Source organism: Micromonospora sp. AMSO31t, assembly GCF_008868175.1.
In the GTDB taxonomy this organism is placed as follows: Bacteria; Actinomycetota; Actinomycetes; order Mycobacteriales; family Micromonosporaceae; genus Micromonospora.
In genome coordinates this window covers 46,091-61,069 of sequence record NZ_WBKT01000018.1, presented here as the reverse complement: position 1 = coordinate 61,069, position 14,979 = coordinate 46,091, and the positions used below count along the sequence as shown (strand labels likewise).

The window sequence follows — 14,979 nt, the reverse complement described above, 5'->3', positions numbered from 1 at the left end:
CGGCCGCCTCGGCCGCCCCCGCCCCGGCCGTCACGCTCGCCGCCGCCAGCCGGCCGATGCTGCGGCAGGGCTCCCGGGGCGCGGCGGTCACCACACTGCAGAAGCGGCTCACCGCGCTGCACTACGACGTGGGCGGGGTGGACGGCATCTTCGGGCCGTCGACGCACCACGCGGTCGTCGCCTTCCAGAAGGTCAACGGCCTGGTCCGCGACGGCATCGTCGGGCCGCGCACCTGGGCGGCGCTCGACCGTCCGGTCGTCCCGAAGCCGAAGTACACCCACCCCGGCTACTCGCTGGAGGCCAACCTCACCCGCCAGGTGGTCTACCTGGCCAGAAACGGGGCGGTGGTCCGCATCCTGGACGCCTCCAGCGGCAAGGCCAGCACCCCCACGCCGACCGGCAACTGGACGGTGCAGCGGCGCATCAACGGCTGGCGGCAGAGCGACCTCGGCCTGCTGTGGCGGCCGAACTACTTCTACCGTGGCTACGCGGTGCACGGGGCGACCTCCGTGCCCACCCACCCGGCCAGCCACGGCTGCGTCCGGGTGTCCGTCCCGGCGATGGACCGGCTCTGGGCCACCATCGGCGTCGGCACCCCGGTGCACGTCTACCGCTGACGGTCCATGGCGGCCCCGGCGCGCCGGGGCCGCCGGACCGTTTGCGGGGGCGGAGCGCGGGAAGACGGCTTCTCCCAGCCGAGAGGGAGGCGTCGAGGTGGACCAGGACGAGTTCATCGGCGCGGTGGCGAAGCGCTGCGGCATGTCGTCGGAGCAGGCCACGGCCGTCACGAGGGCCACGTTGACCACACTGGCGGAACGGATCGACGGCGGGGAGGCGCGGGACCTGGCCGACCGGCTCCCCGAGGCGCTGCGGGCGTACGCCTTCGGCGGCAGCGAGACCGGCGAACGGTTCGGGCTCGACATTTTCGTGGAGCGGGTCAGCGAGCGCGCCGACCTCGACGTCGACCGGGCGAAGGACGGGGTGACCGCCGTGTTCGACGTGCTGCGCGACGCCGTGGACCCGGCCGGCTACGCGCAGGTGGTCGCCCAGCTTCCCACCGAGTTCGGCGAGGTGGCCGACCAGACCGCGCCGTTCGTGCAGCGCAGCCGGTGACGGGCGGGGTACCGCGATGAGGATCGGCGACGAGGATCCGCTGCGCCGGCCACCGGAGGCCGACGCACAGGAGCAGCGGCAGGACGAGACGGTGGTCGGCCCGCCGGACACGATCGCGGACGCGGTGCCGGAGGCGACCGAGGCGGACCTGGCCGAGCAGGGCGTGCTGAGGCCGCCCAGCGACGACACCGGCCTGCCCGACGCGGTGCGCGCCGACGTCACGCCGGCCGACGCGGTGGAGCAGAACCAGGAGATCCCGACCCCGGACGAGGACCGCCGGGACTGAGCGCTCAGCGGTCCGGGCTGTCCGCCGCGGCCATGAGGCGCAGCGCGTTCGGGTCGAGGCCGATGCGCACCGGCGTCTGGCCGTAGGGCTCGCCGTCGACCTCGATCCGCGCCGGCCGGTCCGTCTCCAGCCAGAGCTGGCGGACCGCCAGGAACGGCTCGTCGCCGAGGGTGCGGCGGTGCCCGGCCGCCGCGTTGCGCGCCGTCTCGCGCAGCAGCCCGCGCCGGGTCGGCCCACCCACCGGGTACGCGACCAGCAGCCGGTCGTCGGCGTTGGCGTCCGCGGTGATCGGCCGGCCGGCGTGGAAGCCCCCGTTGGCCACGTACACCTGGTGGGTGTCGAAGCCGTGCTCCCGCCCCTCGGCGCGCACGGTGACCCGCAGCGGGCGGTGCCGAGCCAGCAGCCCCAGCGCGGTCAGCGGGTACGCGAGCCGGCCGACCACCCGCTTCAGCCGGGGCGGCGCGGTCAGCATGATGTCGGCCGACAGCCCGATCCCGACGTGGTTGGTGAACCGGGTGTCGCCGATGAGCCCCAGGTCGACGTCGATCACCTTGCCGCCGGTGAGCAGCCCGACGGCGGCGTCGAGGTCGAGCGGGACGCCGACGGTGCGGGCGAAGTTGTTGGTGGTGCCCAATGGCAGGAGGCCCAGGGCCATGTCCCGGTGGGCGAGCAGCCGGGCGGCCGCGCCGATGGTCCCGTCGCCGCCACCGGCGACCAGCAGGTCCGGCCCCAGGTCGGCGGCCTCGGCGAGCACCCGGTCCAGCTCGCCGGGCCGGTCCACCGGGTACGTGCCGAGCAGGGTGAAGCCCGCCGCGCGCAGTCGGGAGTGGACGGTCTCGTAGAGCCGGCGGCCCCGGCGGGAGCGCGCGTTGACGACCAGCGCCGCCCGCCGCCGCTCCCGGATCGCCGCCCCCAGCTCCTGCTTGGTCCGCACGGTTCCCGACCCTATCCGCCGATCCGCCCCGCCGGTGGCAGCCGGTTGAGCTGAGCCCGTCGCTCAGTGCACGGCGACAGCTACCGCGGCCGGCTCGACCTCGGCCAGCCGCGCCGGCCGGACCACGGTGAGCAGCACGACCAGGGCCACCGCCATGCCACCGGCCACCACGGAGGCCATCGCCACGCTGCCGGTGCCGAGCACACCCACCAGCGGTGCGGCGAGCGCGCCGACGCCGAACTGGACGGCGCCCAGCAGCGCGGCGGCGGTGCCGGCCGCCTCCCCGTGCCGGGACAGCGCCAGGGCCGGCGCGTTCGGCATGGCGAGCCCCGCCGCGGCGAGCACCACCCAGAGGGAGGCCAGCACGGCCGGCAGCCCGCCGACGCCGGTGGCGGCGAAGCTCACCAGCACGAGCCCGGCCCCGGTGCCGACGGTGAGCGCGGAGACCAGGATCCGCTGCGGGGTGTACCGGCGCAGCAGCCGCACGTTGAGCTGGGTGGCGGTGATGAGCCCGACCGCCCCGGCGCCGAACGCCAGCCCGAACTGCTGCTCGTCCAGCCCGTACCGCTCCTGGAAGACGAACGACGACCCGGCCACGTACGCGAAGAGCGCCGCCATGGCGAGCCCGGCGACCAGCACGAGCCCGACGAACGTCCGGTCCCGCAGCAGCGCGCGGTAGTCCCGGCCGACGGCGGCGAGGCCGCCGTGCCGGCGCCGCTCCGGCGGCAGGGTCTCCCGGAGCCCGACCGCCGCGACCACGACCAGCAGGAGCCCGAAGACGGCGAGGGCCACGAACACGCCCCGCCAGTCCGACCACCGGAGCAGCGCGCTGCCGAGGGTGGGCGCGAGGATCGGCGCGGCGCCCATCACCAGCATGAGCCGGGAGAAGAGCCGCGCGAAGGCGGCGCCGCTGAACAGGTCCCGGACCACGGCCATCGCGACCACCGAGGTGGCCGCCACGCCCAGCCCCTGCAGCACCCGGAGCACGCCCACCGCCTGGACGGTCGGCGCGACCACGCAGAGCAGCGAGGCCAGGATGTGCAGCGCGATTCCGGCGAGCAGCGGCAGGCGCCGGCCCACCGCGTCGGAGAGCGGCCCGATCAGCAGCTGGCCGAGGGCCAGCCCGGCGAGGGTGCCGGTGAGGGTGAGCTGCACGGCCGCCGAGGTGGTCTCCAGGTCGGCCGTGATGGCCGGCAGCGCGGGCAGGTACATGTCGATGGTCAGCGGCCCGATCGCGATGAGCGAGCCGAGCACCAGCACGAGGCGCAGCTGCTGCCCCCGGCTCATCAGGTCACCGGGTGTCTCGGCGGTCGGGGCGGGAGAGGACTGCGCAGTGGTCACACCTGGCAGCAAATCATCAGGGTCCGACCTCATTCCCTCCTTCGCCGAAGGTGCCCCAGGTCACATCGGCTCGTTGAACCGTCCGCCGCACGTTCCACCGGGAGGAGACACCGTGCCCGACTACCCGCAGCCGGCCGCCGAGGTGGGCCGGATCGAGCCGGCGCCCCGCCGGATCCGCGCCTTCCTGGCCGGCGAGCTGGTGCTGGACACCACCCGCGCCCGGTACGTCTGGGAGTGGCCGCCGTACCCGCAGTACTACGTCCCGGTCGCCGACGTCCGCCGCGACCTGCTGGTCGACGAGCAACGCTCCGAGGAGACCCGGCGCGGCACCGCGCGGTTGCACGGCCTGCGGGTCGGCGAGTTCGCCCGCGCCGGGTGCGTCCGGTGGTACGGCGACGACGCGCCACCCGGGCTGGCGGACACCGTCCGGTTCGACTGGGCCGCGCTGGACGCCTGGTTCGAGGAGGACGAGGAGGTCTTCGTCCATCCCCGCAACCCGTACGCCCGGGCGGACGCGCTGCGCTCCACCCGGCACGTCCGGGTCGAACTGGACGGGACGGTGCTGGCCGAGTCGACCTCGCCGGTGCTGCTCTTCGAGACCGGCCTGCCGACCCGCTACTACCTCAACCGCACGGACGTGCGCTTCCGGCACCTCGTGGCGTCGCCGACCCGGACCGCCTGCCCCTACAAGGGCCGCACCAGCGGGTACTGGTCGGTGCGGGCCGGCGACCGGCTCCATCCGGACCTGGCGTGGTCGTACGGCTTTCCCACGGCGGCCCTGCTGCCGATCGCCGGGCTGGTCGCGTTCTACAACGAGAAGGTCGACGTGGTGGTGGACGGGGAACGCCTCGCCCGGCCGCGGACGCACTTCTCCTGAACCGGCGCGGCGGGACAGCGCGGAGGCGCCCCGGCTGCGTAGGGTGGGGCCGCAGCCCGTGACCTCGCGGCCGGCGCCGTCGGGGTCCGCGCCGCGTCCGCCGACCGCGCACGGGAGGAGCGTCAGCGTGACCGCCACTGACTGGACCACGGACGTCGAGGGCACCGGCCGTTACGCCGAGGTCAACGGCATCAACCTCTACTACGAGACGCACGGCACCGGGCACCCGCTGATCCTGCTGCACGGCGGGCTCGGGTCGGGTGAGATGTTCGGGCCGGTGCTGCCCGCGCTGGCCGCGCGGCACCAGGTCATCGCCGTCGACCTGCAGGGCCACGGCCGCACCGCCGACGTCGACCGCCCGCTCGACCTGCGGACGATGGCCGACGACATCGCCGCGCTCATCGACCACCTGGGGCTGGACCGGCCCGACCTGGTGGGCTATTCGCTCGGTGGCGGGGTGGCGCTGCGCGCCGCCGTGGCCCACCCGGAGAAGCTCGGCCGGCTCGTCGCGGCGTCCGCGCACGTGCGGTCGGACGCGATCTACGCCGAGATGCGCGCGCAGCAGGGCCAGGTGACCGGCGCCGCCGCGGAGTTCATGAAGGACACTCCGATGTACCAGCTCTACCAGCGGGTGGCGCCGCGCCCGGAGGATTTCCCCCGGCTGCTCGACAAGATCGGCGCGCTGATGGCGCAGGACTTCGACCTCACCGAGGAGGTCCGCAACCTGCGGGTGCCGACGCTGATCGTCGCCGCCGACGGCGACATGGCGCCGCCCAGCCACTACGTGGAGGTGTTCAAGCTGCTCGACGGCGGCCTGCGCGACGGCGGCTGGGCGGGCGAGGGCCGGCCCAAGGGTGGGCACGCGCTGGCCATCCTGCCCGGGCTGACCCACTACAGCATCTTCAGCTCGCCGCTGTTCGCCGCGGTCACCCTCGCCTTCCTCGACGAGCCGGCCGGCTGAGGGCGGTCAGCCCTTGCGGCCGGTGGTGGCGATGCCCTCCACGAAGTGCCGCTGGGCCAGGAAGAACAGGATGATCATGGGTACGGTGGCGATCACGCTGCCGGCGAGCACGATCTCCCACTGCTGCTCGCCGCCGTACCCGAACCGGTCGAGGATCACCTTGAGCCCCCGGGGCAGGGTGTAGAGCTGCTCGTTGCGCAGGTAGATCAGCGGCTTGACGAGGTCGGTCCAGCTCGCCTTGAACTCGAAGACGAAGGCCACCAGCAGGGCCGGGCGGATCAGCGGGAAGGCCATCTTCCAGAACAGCTGCGGATAGCTCGCCCCGTCGACCCGGGCCGCCTCGAAATACTCCCGGGGCAGGGAGAGGAAGAACTGCCGCAGCAGGAAGATGTAGAACGCCGACCCGAAGAGGTTGCCGGCCCAGAGCGGCACCTGGGTGTCGATGAGGCCGAGCCGGTTCCAGATCAGGTAGGTCGGGATCATGGTGACCGCGAACGGCAGCATCATGGTGGCGAGGACCAGGCCGAACAGCAGGTTCCGGCCGGGAAACCGGAAGTACGCGAACCCGAACGCCACCCAGGCGCTGGACAGGGTCGCCGCGGCGGCCGCCGCGACCCCGACCACCACGCTGTTGAACAGCCAGGTGAGCAACGGCATGGCCTGCCAGGCGTCGGCGTAGTTGTCCGGCGCGAACGGCGTGGGCAGGAGACCGGGGGCGAAGACGTACTCCCGGGGTCGCAGCGAGGCGCTGACCAGCCAGACGAACGGCAGCAGGAAGATCACCGCCGCGCCCACCAGGGCGAGCACGAACAGGACGCGCTGCCAGCGCGGCCGCCGGCCCTCGTCCCGGGCCTCCGGCCGGGGCGCCGCCACCGGCGCCACCACGGTGCTCGCGACGCCGGTGCCCACCGGCTGACTCGTCGTGGTCACCGGTCCTCCCCCTCGTAGTAGACGAACCGGCTGCTCAGCTTCACCTGCACCGCGGTGATGATCAGGATGATCAGGAAGAGCAGCCACGCCATCGCCGAGGCGAAGCCCATGTGCAGGAACTGGAACGCCTCCCGGAACAGGTGGATCACGTAGAACGACGCCGCGTCGCTGTTGAAGGAGCCCTGGGTCTGCCGGTTGCCGAAGTACATCGTGTAGACCTCGGTGAACATCTGCAGCGACGCGATGGTGTTGACGATCAACGTGAAGAAGAGCGAGCCGGAGATCATCGGCAGGGTCACGTGGCGGAACCGCGCCCACGCGCCGGCCCCGTCGAGGTCGGCGGCCTCGTAGAGGTCGCGGGGCACGTTCTGCAACGCCGCCAGGTAGATGATCACGGTGGAGCCGAGGCTCCACAGGCTCATGAGCACGATCCCGGGCATCACCCAGTCCGGGTCGGTGGTCCAGCTCGGACCGTCGATCCCGAGCAGCGCCAGGCCGCGGTTGATCAGCCCGTCCTGGGTGTTGAGCAGCAGCAGGAAGAGGATGCCGACGGCCACCGCCGGGGTCATCACCGGCAGGTAGAACACGGTACGGAAGAAGCCCTGCCAGCGCCCGACGCGCTTGAGCAGCAGGGCGAGCCCCAGCGAGATCAGCATCACCAGCGGCACGTGCAGCGCCGCGTAGTAGACGGTGTTGCCGAGGCTGCGCGCCACCTGCGGGTCCGACACGAGCTGCCGATAGTTGTCCAGCCCGCTCCAGCGGGGGGCGTTGATGACGTCGTACTCGGTGAAGCTGAGCCAGAGGCTGGCGATCATCGGACCGGCGGTGAACACGAGGAACCCGACGATCCAGGGCGCCAGGAAGACGTACGCCCAGCGGGCCTCCCGCCGGGCCAGCGGCGTGCGGCGCCGCCGGCCCGGGACGGGAGGGGTGACGGTGGTGGCCATGGCCGGGTTCAGCCCGCGGCCTTGTCCAGCGCGGCGGTCGCCTCCTGCTGGGCCCGGGCCAGCGCCTCGGCCGGCTGGGCCTGCCCGGAGAGCACCCGGTTCACGGCGTCGGTCCACGCCTTGTCGAACTCGGCGCCGGCCGGCGAGGCGGGCATCGCGAACGCGATGTCCTGGGCCTCGCGGATGGTGGCCACCGCGTCGTCGAAGCGCTTGTTGCCGGTCGGCTGGTAGAGCTCGTCGAAGATCTTCTTGTCGGCGGCGGTGTTGCCGGTCCAGACGCCGGTGAACGGCAGGTTGGCCGCCTTGCGGGCCTCGGCCCGCGCCTTCGCGGCGGCGAACCAGGTGTCGGTGGCGGTCATCTGCTTGACGAAGGCGCAGGCCGCCTCCGGGTTCTTGGCGCCCTTGGTGACCACCCACGCCTGGCCGTTGGACATGCTCAGCGGCTTGCCCTGCCGGTCCACGAACGGCTTCACGACCAGCTCGGCCTTGGGGCTGTTCTTGGCGGCCTGGTTGAGGAACCACTCCTCCATGGGCCACGCGGCGATCTGGTTCTTGGCCAGGGGGTTCTCGGCGCCGAAGAAGTCGAAGGTGTCCCGGAAGGACTTGAACTTGCCCCAGCCGCCCTGGTCCTGGATGAGCTTCACGCCGGTGGTCAACGCCTCGACCACCTTCGGGTCGGTCAGGTTGGCCTTGGCGCCGTCCGCCGAGATCATCTCGGCGCCGTTGGCCTTCGCCCACATCGGCAGGAACTCGGGGATCTTCGGGTCGATGCCGATCCGGCTGAGCCGGCCGCCGGAGACCTTGGCCAGCTTCGTGTTGAGCGCCGGGAGGCTCGCCCAGTCGGCGACGTTCACGTCGTCGGCCGTGAGGCCGGCCTGCTTCAGCAGCGCCTCGTTGAGGTAGAGCACGCGCACCTGGGAGAACTCGGGGATGCCGTAGACGGTGCCGTCGAGGGTGACCTGGTCCTTGGCGGCCTGCCGGTACTGCCCCAGGTCGATCTTCTGCTTCTCCACGCAGTCGGTCAGCGGCTGGATCGAGCCGCGCTTGGCGTACGTGCCGATCAGCTTGCGGTCCATGTAGACGAGGTCCGGCGGGTTGCCCGAGGCCACCGCGGAGAGGAACTGCTGCTCGTCGAAGGCGCCCTCGGTGATCTGCAGCTGGACGTCCGGGTGGTCCTTCTTGAAGGCGTCCACCCGCGTCTTGGCGATCTCGTCCGAGAGGCCGAATCCCATGGTGCTCAGGGCGCCGCTGCCCTTGGTGGCGCCACCGCCGGAGTCACCCCCGCCGCCCACTCCGCCGCAGCCGCTGATCGCCAGGGTCAGCGCCCCGGCCAACGCGGTCGCCCGCAGTCTCCGTGACATCGCCACCTCCCGTAGTCACACGGGCCACCCTGCCCGCGCGACCTGCACTTCTCCGGTTCACGGGAATTTCAAACCCGGGACCGAGAAGTCGGTGATCATTCGAGACCCGCCGGCCTTCCGGTCGCCCGCCGCCCGGACCGCCGCTCGACCGCGACCGCGGTGAGCAGGAGCAGGCCGAGCACGCCGAGCGCCGCGGCGGGCGGCAGCAGCACACCGAGTGGCAGCAGCAGCGCGACCAGCACGACGACGGCTCGCTGCGCCGGCGGAACCGGCTGTCCGGTGAGCCGCAGGAACAGCAGCCGGCCGCCCAGGAAGACCGCGGTGCCCCCGTACAGGGCGACCGAGGCGGACCAGGTCAGCCGGGCCGGCCCGCCGTGCTCGTCGCCGCCGTGCACCCCGGCGACGAGCCCGAGCACCTGCTCGACGCCGAGCGCCAGGTAGATGACCCCGGTGATCAGCAGCAGATGGGTCTGGCTGTACGCGTCCGAGGCGATCCGGTCCCGCCGGTCCCCCGTCGCCGTGGCGAGGACCCGGGCGGCGGCGGGCCCGGCCCGGTCGAAGTACAGCCACCACAGGCAGGCGGTGACCGCGAAGCCGACCAGCGCCACGCCGAGTACCGGCAGCGCGGTCACCGCCGACGCGGCGCCCACCCCGGCGGCGACCAGCGACTCACCGAGCGCGATGATCAGCACCAGGCCGTGCCGCTCGGTGAAGTGGCTCGCGCTGCGCAGTGGCCAGGTGCCCCGCCGCGCGTACGACAGGCGTTGCCCGCCGATCTCGATGACGAACGCCACCACCCACAGCACGGCGTGCGCCGTCCCGCTCAGCAGCGCGCCGAGCAGCAGCGGCACCCAACCGACGGCGCTGACCGCCGCGAAGAACCGGATCCGCTCCCGCAGCCCGGGCACACCGGCCGCCGCCCAGTGGTAGAGCCCCAGGTGGACGACGCGGAGCAGCACGTAGGCCAGCGCGACGAGCAGCGGCCCGTCCAGGCCCGGGCCGGACGTCCAGGCCTGGGGCATGGCCAGCGCCGCCACGAACAACGCCGCCATGGCGACCAGGAACCCGGCGCGGACCGCGCCGACCTCGGCCCGCGTGTGGTTGCCCAACCAGGTGTACGAGGACCAGGCGATCCACAGCAGCACGAGCAGGATCAGCCCCTGCACCATGGTGGTCGGGGTGGGCCGCTGCCCGATCAGCGACATGATGCGGGTCAGCGCGAAGACGAAGACCAGGTCGAAGAAGATCTCGAACGGCGTCACCCGGCGCCCGGCCGGCGCCGCAGCGGGCGGGCGCGGCCGTGCGAGCGCGCGCCGTGCCCCGTCCCGCCCCACGCCCGTCGCCTTCCGTCACCCGACCGACCGATCTTCTCCGCCGACGGTAGGCCGCACGGCGTGCGACGATTCCCGGTTTCCGGTGATCGCCGGCCGGTACGGGCGGGCGGGCCCGGTCAGGCCGGGGCCGAGTCACCCCACGCGGCCCGCACGAGGGCCGGGAGCACGCGGGCCGCCGGCCCGCGCAGGTTCACCGCGCACACCGCGTCCAGCGGCGTCTCCTCCGGGTTGACCTGGATCACCGTGCCGCCCCGACGGGCGGCGACCTGCGGGATCTCGGCGGCGGGATGCACGAGACCGGCCGTGCCCACGGTGAGCAGCACGTCGCAGCGGTACGCCGCCTCGACGGCGGCCTCGAAGGCCCGCTCCGGCAGCGCCTCGCCGAACCACACCACCCCCGGCCGGACGGGTGCGTCGCAGCGACCGCAGCGGGGCGGCGCCAGCCGCCGGCCCTCCCCCGGCTCCTCGCCGGCCCCGGGCACCGGCGCCGGCTCGGCGCACGCCGAACAGCGCGGCGCGAACAGGCTGCCGTGCAGGTGGATCGGGGCGGCGGAGCCGGCGCGCTCGTGCAGGTCGTCGACGTTCTGGGTGACCACCACCGTCTCCGGCACCCGGGCCGCCATGGCGGCCACGGCCCGGTGCCCCGGATTCGGTTCGGCCCGGCGGACGGCGCCGCGCCGCCACTCGTACCAGCCCCAGACCAGTGCGGGATCGGCCCGGAACGCCTCCGGGGTGGCGAGAGCCTGGGGGTCGAACCGTTCCCAGAGGCCGGTGAGCGCGTCCCGGAAGGTGGGCACGCCGCTCTCGGCCGACATGCCGGCGCCGGTGAAGACGACCAGCCGCCGCGCCCCCGCGAGCGCCTTCGCCGCGTCCGTCAGGTCCATCCGCTCCCGCTCCCGTCGACCGGTCACCGCGTGACGGTCAGGTGGACGGCCACCCGGTCGCCCAGCGCGATCCCCTCGGCCCGGCGGACCGCGGTCTTCACCGGCACGACGTAGCGCCCGTCCTTGGGCCAGAGCGACGTCTCCCACCCGGTCCCGCCGATCCGCGCGGTCACCGGGATCATCCCCCAGCCGTACGTGACCGACGCCGAGGCCGCCTCCAACTCCCCGCACAGCTCGTCGGGCACCGTGACGAAGTGCCAGGGCGCGGGCCCCCGCCAGAACCACACCTCGCCGCTGAACTCCAGCTCCACCCGATCAGGATAGGCGTCGATCCCGCCCGGCCCGCACCACCCGCACGGCGACCAGCACCGTCCACACCAGCAGGCCCGCACCCACCGGCCGGAGCTGCTGGTGACCGACATCCGCATGCCGCCGGAGCACCGCGACGACGGGCTCCGCGCGGCGGTCACGCTGCGCGCCGAGCGGCCCGACCTGGCCGTGGTGGTGCCCAGCCAGCACGTGCAGAGCGGCTACGCGGCCGCGCTGCTCGACAGCGGCGACGGCCGGCGGGTCGGCTACCTGCTCAAGGACCGGGTCGCGGACGTCGCCGAGTTCGCCGACACCCTGCGCCGGGTGGCGGCCGGCGGCACGGCGGTCGACCCGGACGTGGTGCGGCACCTGCTGCGCCGCCCGCGCGACCCCCTGGCGGCCCTGTCGCCCCGGGAGCGGGAGGTGCTGGCGCTCGTCGCCGAGGGCCACTCCAACGGGGCGATCGCCGCGCGGCTGCACGTCACCGAGGCGGCGGTCGGCAAGCACGTCGGGAACATCCTCACCAAGCTCGACCTGCCGCCCGCCGACGACACCAACCGGCGGGTGCTGGCCGTGCTGGCCTACCTGCGCGCCGGCCGCTAGGTGGTTCAGAGGTTCATCGGCGCCGGGTCGTCGGCCAGCTGGCGGAACCGCACGCGGGGGTCGGGCACCAGCCGCCGGGAGGCCAGGTCCAGCAGGCCGCCCACCCCGGTGATGGTGGCGACCGGCGTGCCGTCCGGGCGGGTGAGGTCCTGCACGATCTGGAACGTCTTCCCCTCGCCCCAGCGGAACTCGCAGGACACGTCCACCTCGTCGCCGCCGCGCAGCTCCCGCAGGTAGCGCAGGGTGACCTCCAGGGCCACCGGCCCCACGCCGCCGGCGAGGAGCCGGTCCTGCGGGATGCCGGCCGCGCGCAGGCATTCCCACCGGGCGTGCTCGCCGTACTGGAGGTAGACGGCCTGGTTCAGGTGGCCCTGCGTGTCGAGTTCGTAGCCGCGGACGGTGACGCGGACCCGGAACGGATCTCCCATGTGGTCGAGCCTAACCGGGGGTACGACACCGCCGCGGCGGTCACAGCTGGTGGCGGTCGTCGGCCGGCAGGCCGGGCGCCTCGGGCGGCTCGGCGGTCTCGCCGGGCCGGCCGAGCTGCGCGACGTGGGTCGGGTCGAGGACCCGGGAGAGGAACGAGCGGGTCCGCTCGTGCCGCGGGGCGCCCAGCACCTCGTCCGGCGGGCCCTGCTCGACCACCACGCCACCGTCCATGAACACGACCCGGTCGGCGACGTCCCGGGCGAACGCCATCTCGTGGGTCACCACCATCATGGTCATGCCGTCCTCGGCCAGCTTCCGCATGACGGTGAGGACGTCGCCGACGAGTTCCGGGTCGAGCGCGGAGGTCGGCTCGTCGAAGAGCATCAGCTCGGGGTCCATCGACAGCGACCGGGCGATGGCGACGCGCTGCTGCTGCCCGCCGGAGAGCTGGGCCGGGAACGCGGCGGCCTTGTCGCTCAGGCCCACCCGGTCGAGGTTGGCGCGCGCGACCCGCTCGGCCTCGGCGCGACCGCGCCGGAGCACCCGGCGCTGGGCGATGGTGAGGTTGTCCAGCACGGTGAGGTGCGGGAAGAGGTTGAACGACTGGAAGACCATGCCGATGCCGCGGCGCACCGCGTCGATCTCGACGTCCGGGTCGGTCATCTCGGTGCCGTTCACCCAGATCCGGCCGGCGGTCGGCTCCTCCAGCAGGTTGACGCACCGCAGCAGGGTGGACTTGCCGGACCCGGACGGGCCGATGACGCAGACCACCTCGCCGTGGCCGACCTCGAAGTCGATGCCCTTGAGCACTTCGAGCGGCCCGAAGGACTTGTGCAGGTCGCGGATCTCGACGGCGGGCTGGGACGGGCTGGTCGTCATGGGGTCACCGGGCCTTGGCGTAGCGGAGTTCGAGGCGGCGCACCACCTGGGAGAGCGGCAGGGTGATGACCAGGTAGGTGAGCCCGGCCACCAGCAGCGGGGTGGCGTTCACCCGGTCGTTGAGGGTGTCCCGGCCGAACTTCGTGACCTCGATGGTCTGCGCCGTCACGCCGAGCACGTAGGCGAGCGACGAGTCCTTGGTGAGCAGGATCAGCTCGTTGGTCAGCGGCGGGATCACGATCCGGAAGGCCTGCGGGATGACGATCGTGCGCATCGCGGTGAAGTGCGACATGCCGAGGGTGCGCGCGGCCTCCATCTGCCCCTTCGGCACGGCCTGGATGCCGGCCCGGATGGTCTCGGCCATGTACGCGGCCGCGGTCAGGCCGAGGCCGATCGCGATGGACCCGAACACGCCGCCCGGGATCTCCCGCTCCGGGAAGGCGATCGGGATGCCGTAGCCGACCAGGAAGAGCACCAGCAGCGCGGGCAGGCCACGGAACAGCTCGATGTACGCCGTCGCCACCCACCGGTACGGCGCCACCCGGGACAGCCGCATCAGCGCCAGGATGGTGCCGAAGACCAGGCCGAAGGCGAACGCGCCGAGCGTGTAGAGGATCGTGTTGCGCAGCGCGACGGTGATGACCGTCGGGAACATCGACTCGATGATGTCGACGCGGAAGAACGCCTCCCGCAGCCGGCCCCAGTCCGCCGCGAGGACCACCACGGCGATGACGGCCACGAAGGCCAGGTACTGGAGCCAGAGGGACAGCCGCTCTCGCTGGCGGCGTCGCAGCTTCACGTTCGGCGCTCCTTGAGAGGTGCGGAGGGGTGCCGGGGCGGAGGGCGCGCGGGGCGCGCCCTCCGGCCGGGTGGGTGGCTCAGGCGGTCGGCTTCTTGCCGATCCACTTCTCGTAGATCGTGTTGTAGGTGCCGTCCTGCTTCGCCTTGGCGAGCACCTCGTTGACCTTCTTGAGCAGCTCCGGGTTGCCGTCCTTCTTCACCGAGAAGCCGTACTGCTCACCGGTGTCGAACTCGGCCGCCACCTCGAAGCCGCCCTGGTGCTCCTTGATGTACTCGGTCCAGACCGGCAGGTCGTTGATGGCGGCCTCGATCTGGCCGTTGGCCAGCGCCTGCTGCTCGGCGGCGAGGTCCTCGAACTCGACGAGCTGGAGGCCCTTCTCCTCGGCGACCTTCTTGGCGTAGTCGCGGCCGGTGGTCGCGGCCTGGACGCCCAGCTTCTTGCCCCGGAGGTCGTCGAGCGTCTTGTACGCCTTGCCGGTCTTGACCAGCATGGCCTGCGTCGCGTCGAAGTACGGGTCGGAGAAGTTCATGACCTTCTGCCGTTCCTCGCTGATCGTCATGCCGGCGGCGGCGGCGTCGCACTTGCCGGTGTTCAGGTCCTGGCCGGACTTGATCCCCTCGAAGGGGGTGTCGACGATCTTCTGCTCGACGCCCAGGTCCTTGGCGACCAGGTCCATCAGGTCGACGTCGAAGCCGACCACCTTGCCGCTCGCGTCCTTCGACTGGAACGGCGCGTACGGCAGGTGGGTGCAGACGGTGAGCTTGCCCTTCTCGACAAGCTTGACCCCGCTCGCCTGGGTCTCGCCGTCCTCCTTCTTGGCGCATCCCGCGCTCGCCGCGAGGGCGGCGATCGCCACGACGATGCCAGCCCTGCGGACTGCGCTCTGGAACGTCACGGCAGTGTCCCTCCGATCGACCCTGGTATGACAGCCAGCCAGGGGTGGTGCAAAGACGGTGTGACAGGGGACGGTACCCGATCGGTGGAGCCCC

General features: G+C 72.9%; 17 protein-coding genes and 1 pseudogene. 6 read left to right on the top strand and 12 right to left on the bottom strand.

What is annotated here, in order from left to right; translation table 11 throughout:
- The 3 genes from F8274_RS07005 to F8274_RS06995 all read left to right on the top strand — a co-directional run.
- A partial coding sequence (locus F8274_RS07005) for a L,D-transpeptidase family protein (RefSeq protein WP_151461463.1) occupies positions 1-617 on the top strand: 617 nt, incomplete at its 5' end.
- Between the two features lie 97 nt (positions 618-714).
- Positions 715-1,113, top strand: a complete 399-nt coding sequence (locus tag F8274_RS07000) for a DUF2267 domain-containing protein (protein ID WP_151461462.1) — start codon at positions 715-717, stop codon at positions 1,111-1,113.
- Positions 1,114-1,129: 16 nt separating this feature from the next.
- Positions 1,130-1,399 carry a hypothetical protein gene (locus F8274_RS06995; protein WP_151461461.1) on the top strand — a complete coding sequence of 90 codons (270 nt, stop codon included), beginning with the start codon at positions 1,130-1,132 and terminating at the stop codon, positions 1,397-1,399.
- A 4-nt stretch (positions 1,400-1,403) separates the two neighbouring features.
- Here the strand turns inward: F8274_RS06995 and F8274_RS06990 are convergent, their stop codons facing one another.
- Both F8274_RS06990 and F8274_RS06985 read right to left on the bottom strand, forming a co-directional pair.
- Positions 1,404-2,333, bottom strand: coding sequence for a diacylglycerol kinase family protein (locus tag F8274_RS06990; protein ID WP_151461460.1), 930 nt, complete (start codon positions 2,331-2,333; stop codon positions 1,404-1,406).
- Between the two features lie 63 nt (positions 2,334-2,396).
- Complete coding sequence (locus F8274_RS06985; RefSeq protein ID WP_370518199.1) at positions 2,397-3,674, bottom strand: multidrug effflux MFS transporter; 1,278 nt, start codon at positions 3,672-3,674, stop codon at positions 2,397-2,399.
- A gap of 112 nt (positions 3,675-3,786) precedes the next feature.
- Here F8274_RS06985 and F8274_RS06980 point away from each other — a divergent pair, with 112 nt between their 5' ends.
- Positions 3,787-4,551 carry a DUF427 domain-containing protein gene (locus F8274_RS06980; protein ID WP_151461459.1) on the top strand — a complete coding sequence of 255 codons (765 nt, stop codon included), beginning with the start codon at positions 3,787-3,789 and terminating at the stop codon, positions 4,549-4,551.
- Between the two features lie 190 nt (positions 4,552-4,741).
- Entirely contained in the window at positions 4,742-5,512 is a 771-nt protein-coding gene (locus F8274_RS06975) for an alpha/beta fold hydrolase (RefSeq protein WP_225853639.1), read from the top strand.
- Between the two features lie 6 nt (positions 5,513-5,518).
- Here F8274_RS06975 and F8274_RS06970 read toward each other — a convergent pair whose 3' ends face one another.
- The 6 genes from F8274_RS06970 to F8274_RS06945 form a co-directional block, all read right to left on the bottom strand.
- Entirely contained in the window at positions 5,519-6,442 is a 924-nt protein-coding gene (locus F8274_RS06970; protein ID WP_225853638.1) for a carbohydrate ABC transporter permease, read from the bottom strand.
- The gene (locus tag F8274_RS06965; RefSeq protein ID WP_151461457.1) at positions 6,439-7,389 is read right to left on the bottom strand and encodes a carbohydrate ABC transporter permease; all 951 of its coding nucleotides are present in this window, start codon (positions 7,387-7,389) and stop codon (positions 6,439-6,441) included. The genes F8274_RS06970 and F8274_RS06965 overlap by 4 nt, the downstream gene beginning before the upstream one ends.
- Before the next feature lie 8 nt (positions 7,390-7,397).
- Entirely contained in the window at positions 7,398-8,750 is a 1,353-nt protein-coding gene (locus F8274_RS06960; RefSeq protein ID WP_151461456.1) for an extracellular solute-binding protein, read from the bottom strand.
- A 95-nt stretch (positions 8,751-8,845) separates the two neighbouring features.
- The gene (locus F8274_RS06955; RefSeq protein WP_225853637.1) at positions 8,846-10,012 is read right to left on the bottom strand and encodes a low temperature requirement protein A; all 1,167 of its coding nucleotides are present in this window, start codon (positions 10,010-10,012) and stop codon (positions 8,846-8,848) included.
- A gap of 188 nt (positions 10,013-10,200) precedes the next feature.
- Positions 10,201-10,968, bottom strand: coding sequence for an NAD-dependent deacylase (locus F8274_RS06950; protein WP_151461468.1), 768 nt, complete (start codon positions 10,966-10,968; stop codon positions 10,201-10,203).
- A 23-nt stretch (positions 10,969-10,991) separates the two neighbouring features.
- A complete protein-coding gene (locus F8274_RS06945; RefSeq protein ID WP_151461454.1) occupies positions 10,992-11,279 on the bottom strand; it encodes a DUF1905 domain-containing protein in 288 nt (95 codons plus the stop codon).
- A 76-nt stretch (positions 11,280-11,355) separates the two neighbouring features.
- Between F8274_RS06945 and F8274_RS06940 the strand changes: the two are divergent.
- Positions 11,356-11,880: pseudogene (locus F8274_RS06940) on the top strand (LuxR C-terminal-related transcriptional regulator); the annotation flags it as partial.
- A 5-nt stretch (positions 11,881-11,885) separates the two neighbouring features.
- Here F8274_RS06940 and F8274_RS06935 read toward each other — a convergent pair.
- The 4 genes from F8274_RS06935 to F8274_RS06920 all read right to left on the bottom strand — a co-directional run bounded on the left by F8274_RS06935 (position 11,886) and on the right by F8274_RS06920 (position 14,885).
- Positions 11,886-12,308, bottom strand: a complete 423-nt coding sequence (locus tag F8274_RS06935; protein WP_151461453.1) for a thioesterase family protein — start codon at positions 12,306-12,308, stop codon at positions 11,886-11,888.
- 40 nt (positions 12,309-12,348) lie between these two features.
- Positions 12,349-13,188, bottom strand: a complete 840-nt coding sequence (locus F8274_RS06930; protein ID WP_151461452.1) for an amino acid ABC transporter ATP-binding protein — start codon at positions 13,186-13,188, stop codon at positions 12,349-12,351.
- A gap of 4 nt (positions 13,189-13,192) precedes the next feature.
- On the bottom strand, positions 13,193-13,987 hold the full coding sequence (locus F8274_RS06925) for an amino acid ABC transporter permease (protein WP_151461451.1): 795 nt from the start codon (positions 13,985-13,987) through the stop codon (positions 13,193-13,195).
- A gap of 79 nt (positions 13,988-14,066) precedes the next feature.
- Positions 14,067-14,885 (bottom strand): basic amino acid ABC transporter substrate-binding protein, encoded by an 819-nt coding sequence (locus F8274_RS06920; protein WP_151461450.1) that lies wholly within the window; start codon positions 14,883-14,885, stop codon positions 14,067-14,069.
- Positions 14,886-14,979: the final 94 nt, after the last annotated feature.

Bases quoted from the DNA above. Each gene is read 5' to 3' on its own strand.
- F8274_RS06995 (WP_151461461.1), top strand. From the start codon at position 1,130: ATGAGGATCGGCGACGAGGATCCGCTGCGCCGGCCACCGGAGGCCGAC.
- F8274_RS06965 (WP_151461457.1), bottom strand. From the start codon at position 7,389: ATGGCCACCACCGTCACCCCTCCCGTCCCGGGCCGGCGGCGCCGCACG.
- F8274_RS06960 (WP_151461456.1), bottom strand. From the start codon at position 8,750: ATGTCACGGAGACTGCGGGCGACCGCGTTGGCCGGGGCGCTGACCCTG.
- F8274_RS06950 (WP_151461468.1), bottom strand. From the start codon at position 10,968: ATGGACCTGACGGACGCGGCGAAGGCGCTCGCGGGGGCGCGGCGGCTG.
- F8274_RS06935 (WP_151461453.1), bottom strand. From the start codon at position 12,308: ATGGGAGATCCGTTCCGGGTCCGCGTCACCGTCCGCGGCTACGAACTC.
- F8274_RS06930 (WP_151461452.1), bottom strand. From the start codon at position 13,188: ATGACGACCAGCCCGTCCCAGCCCGCCGTCGAGATCCGCGACCTGCAC.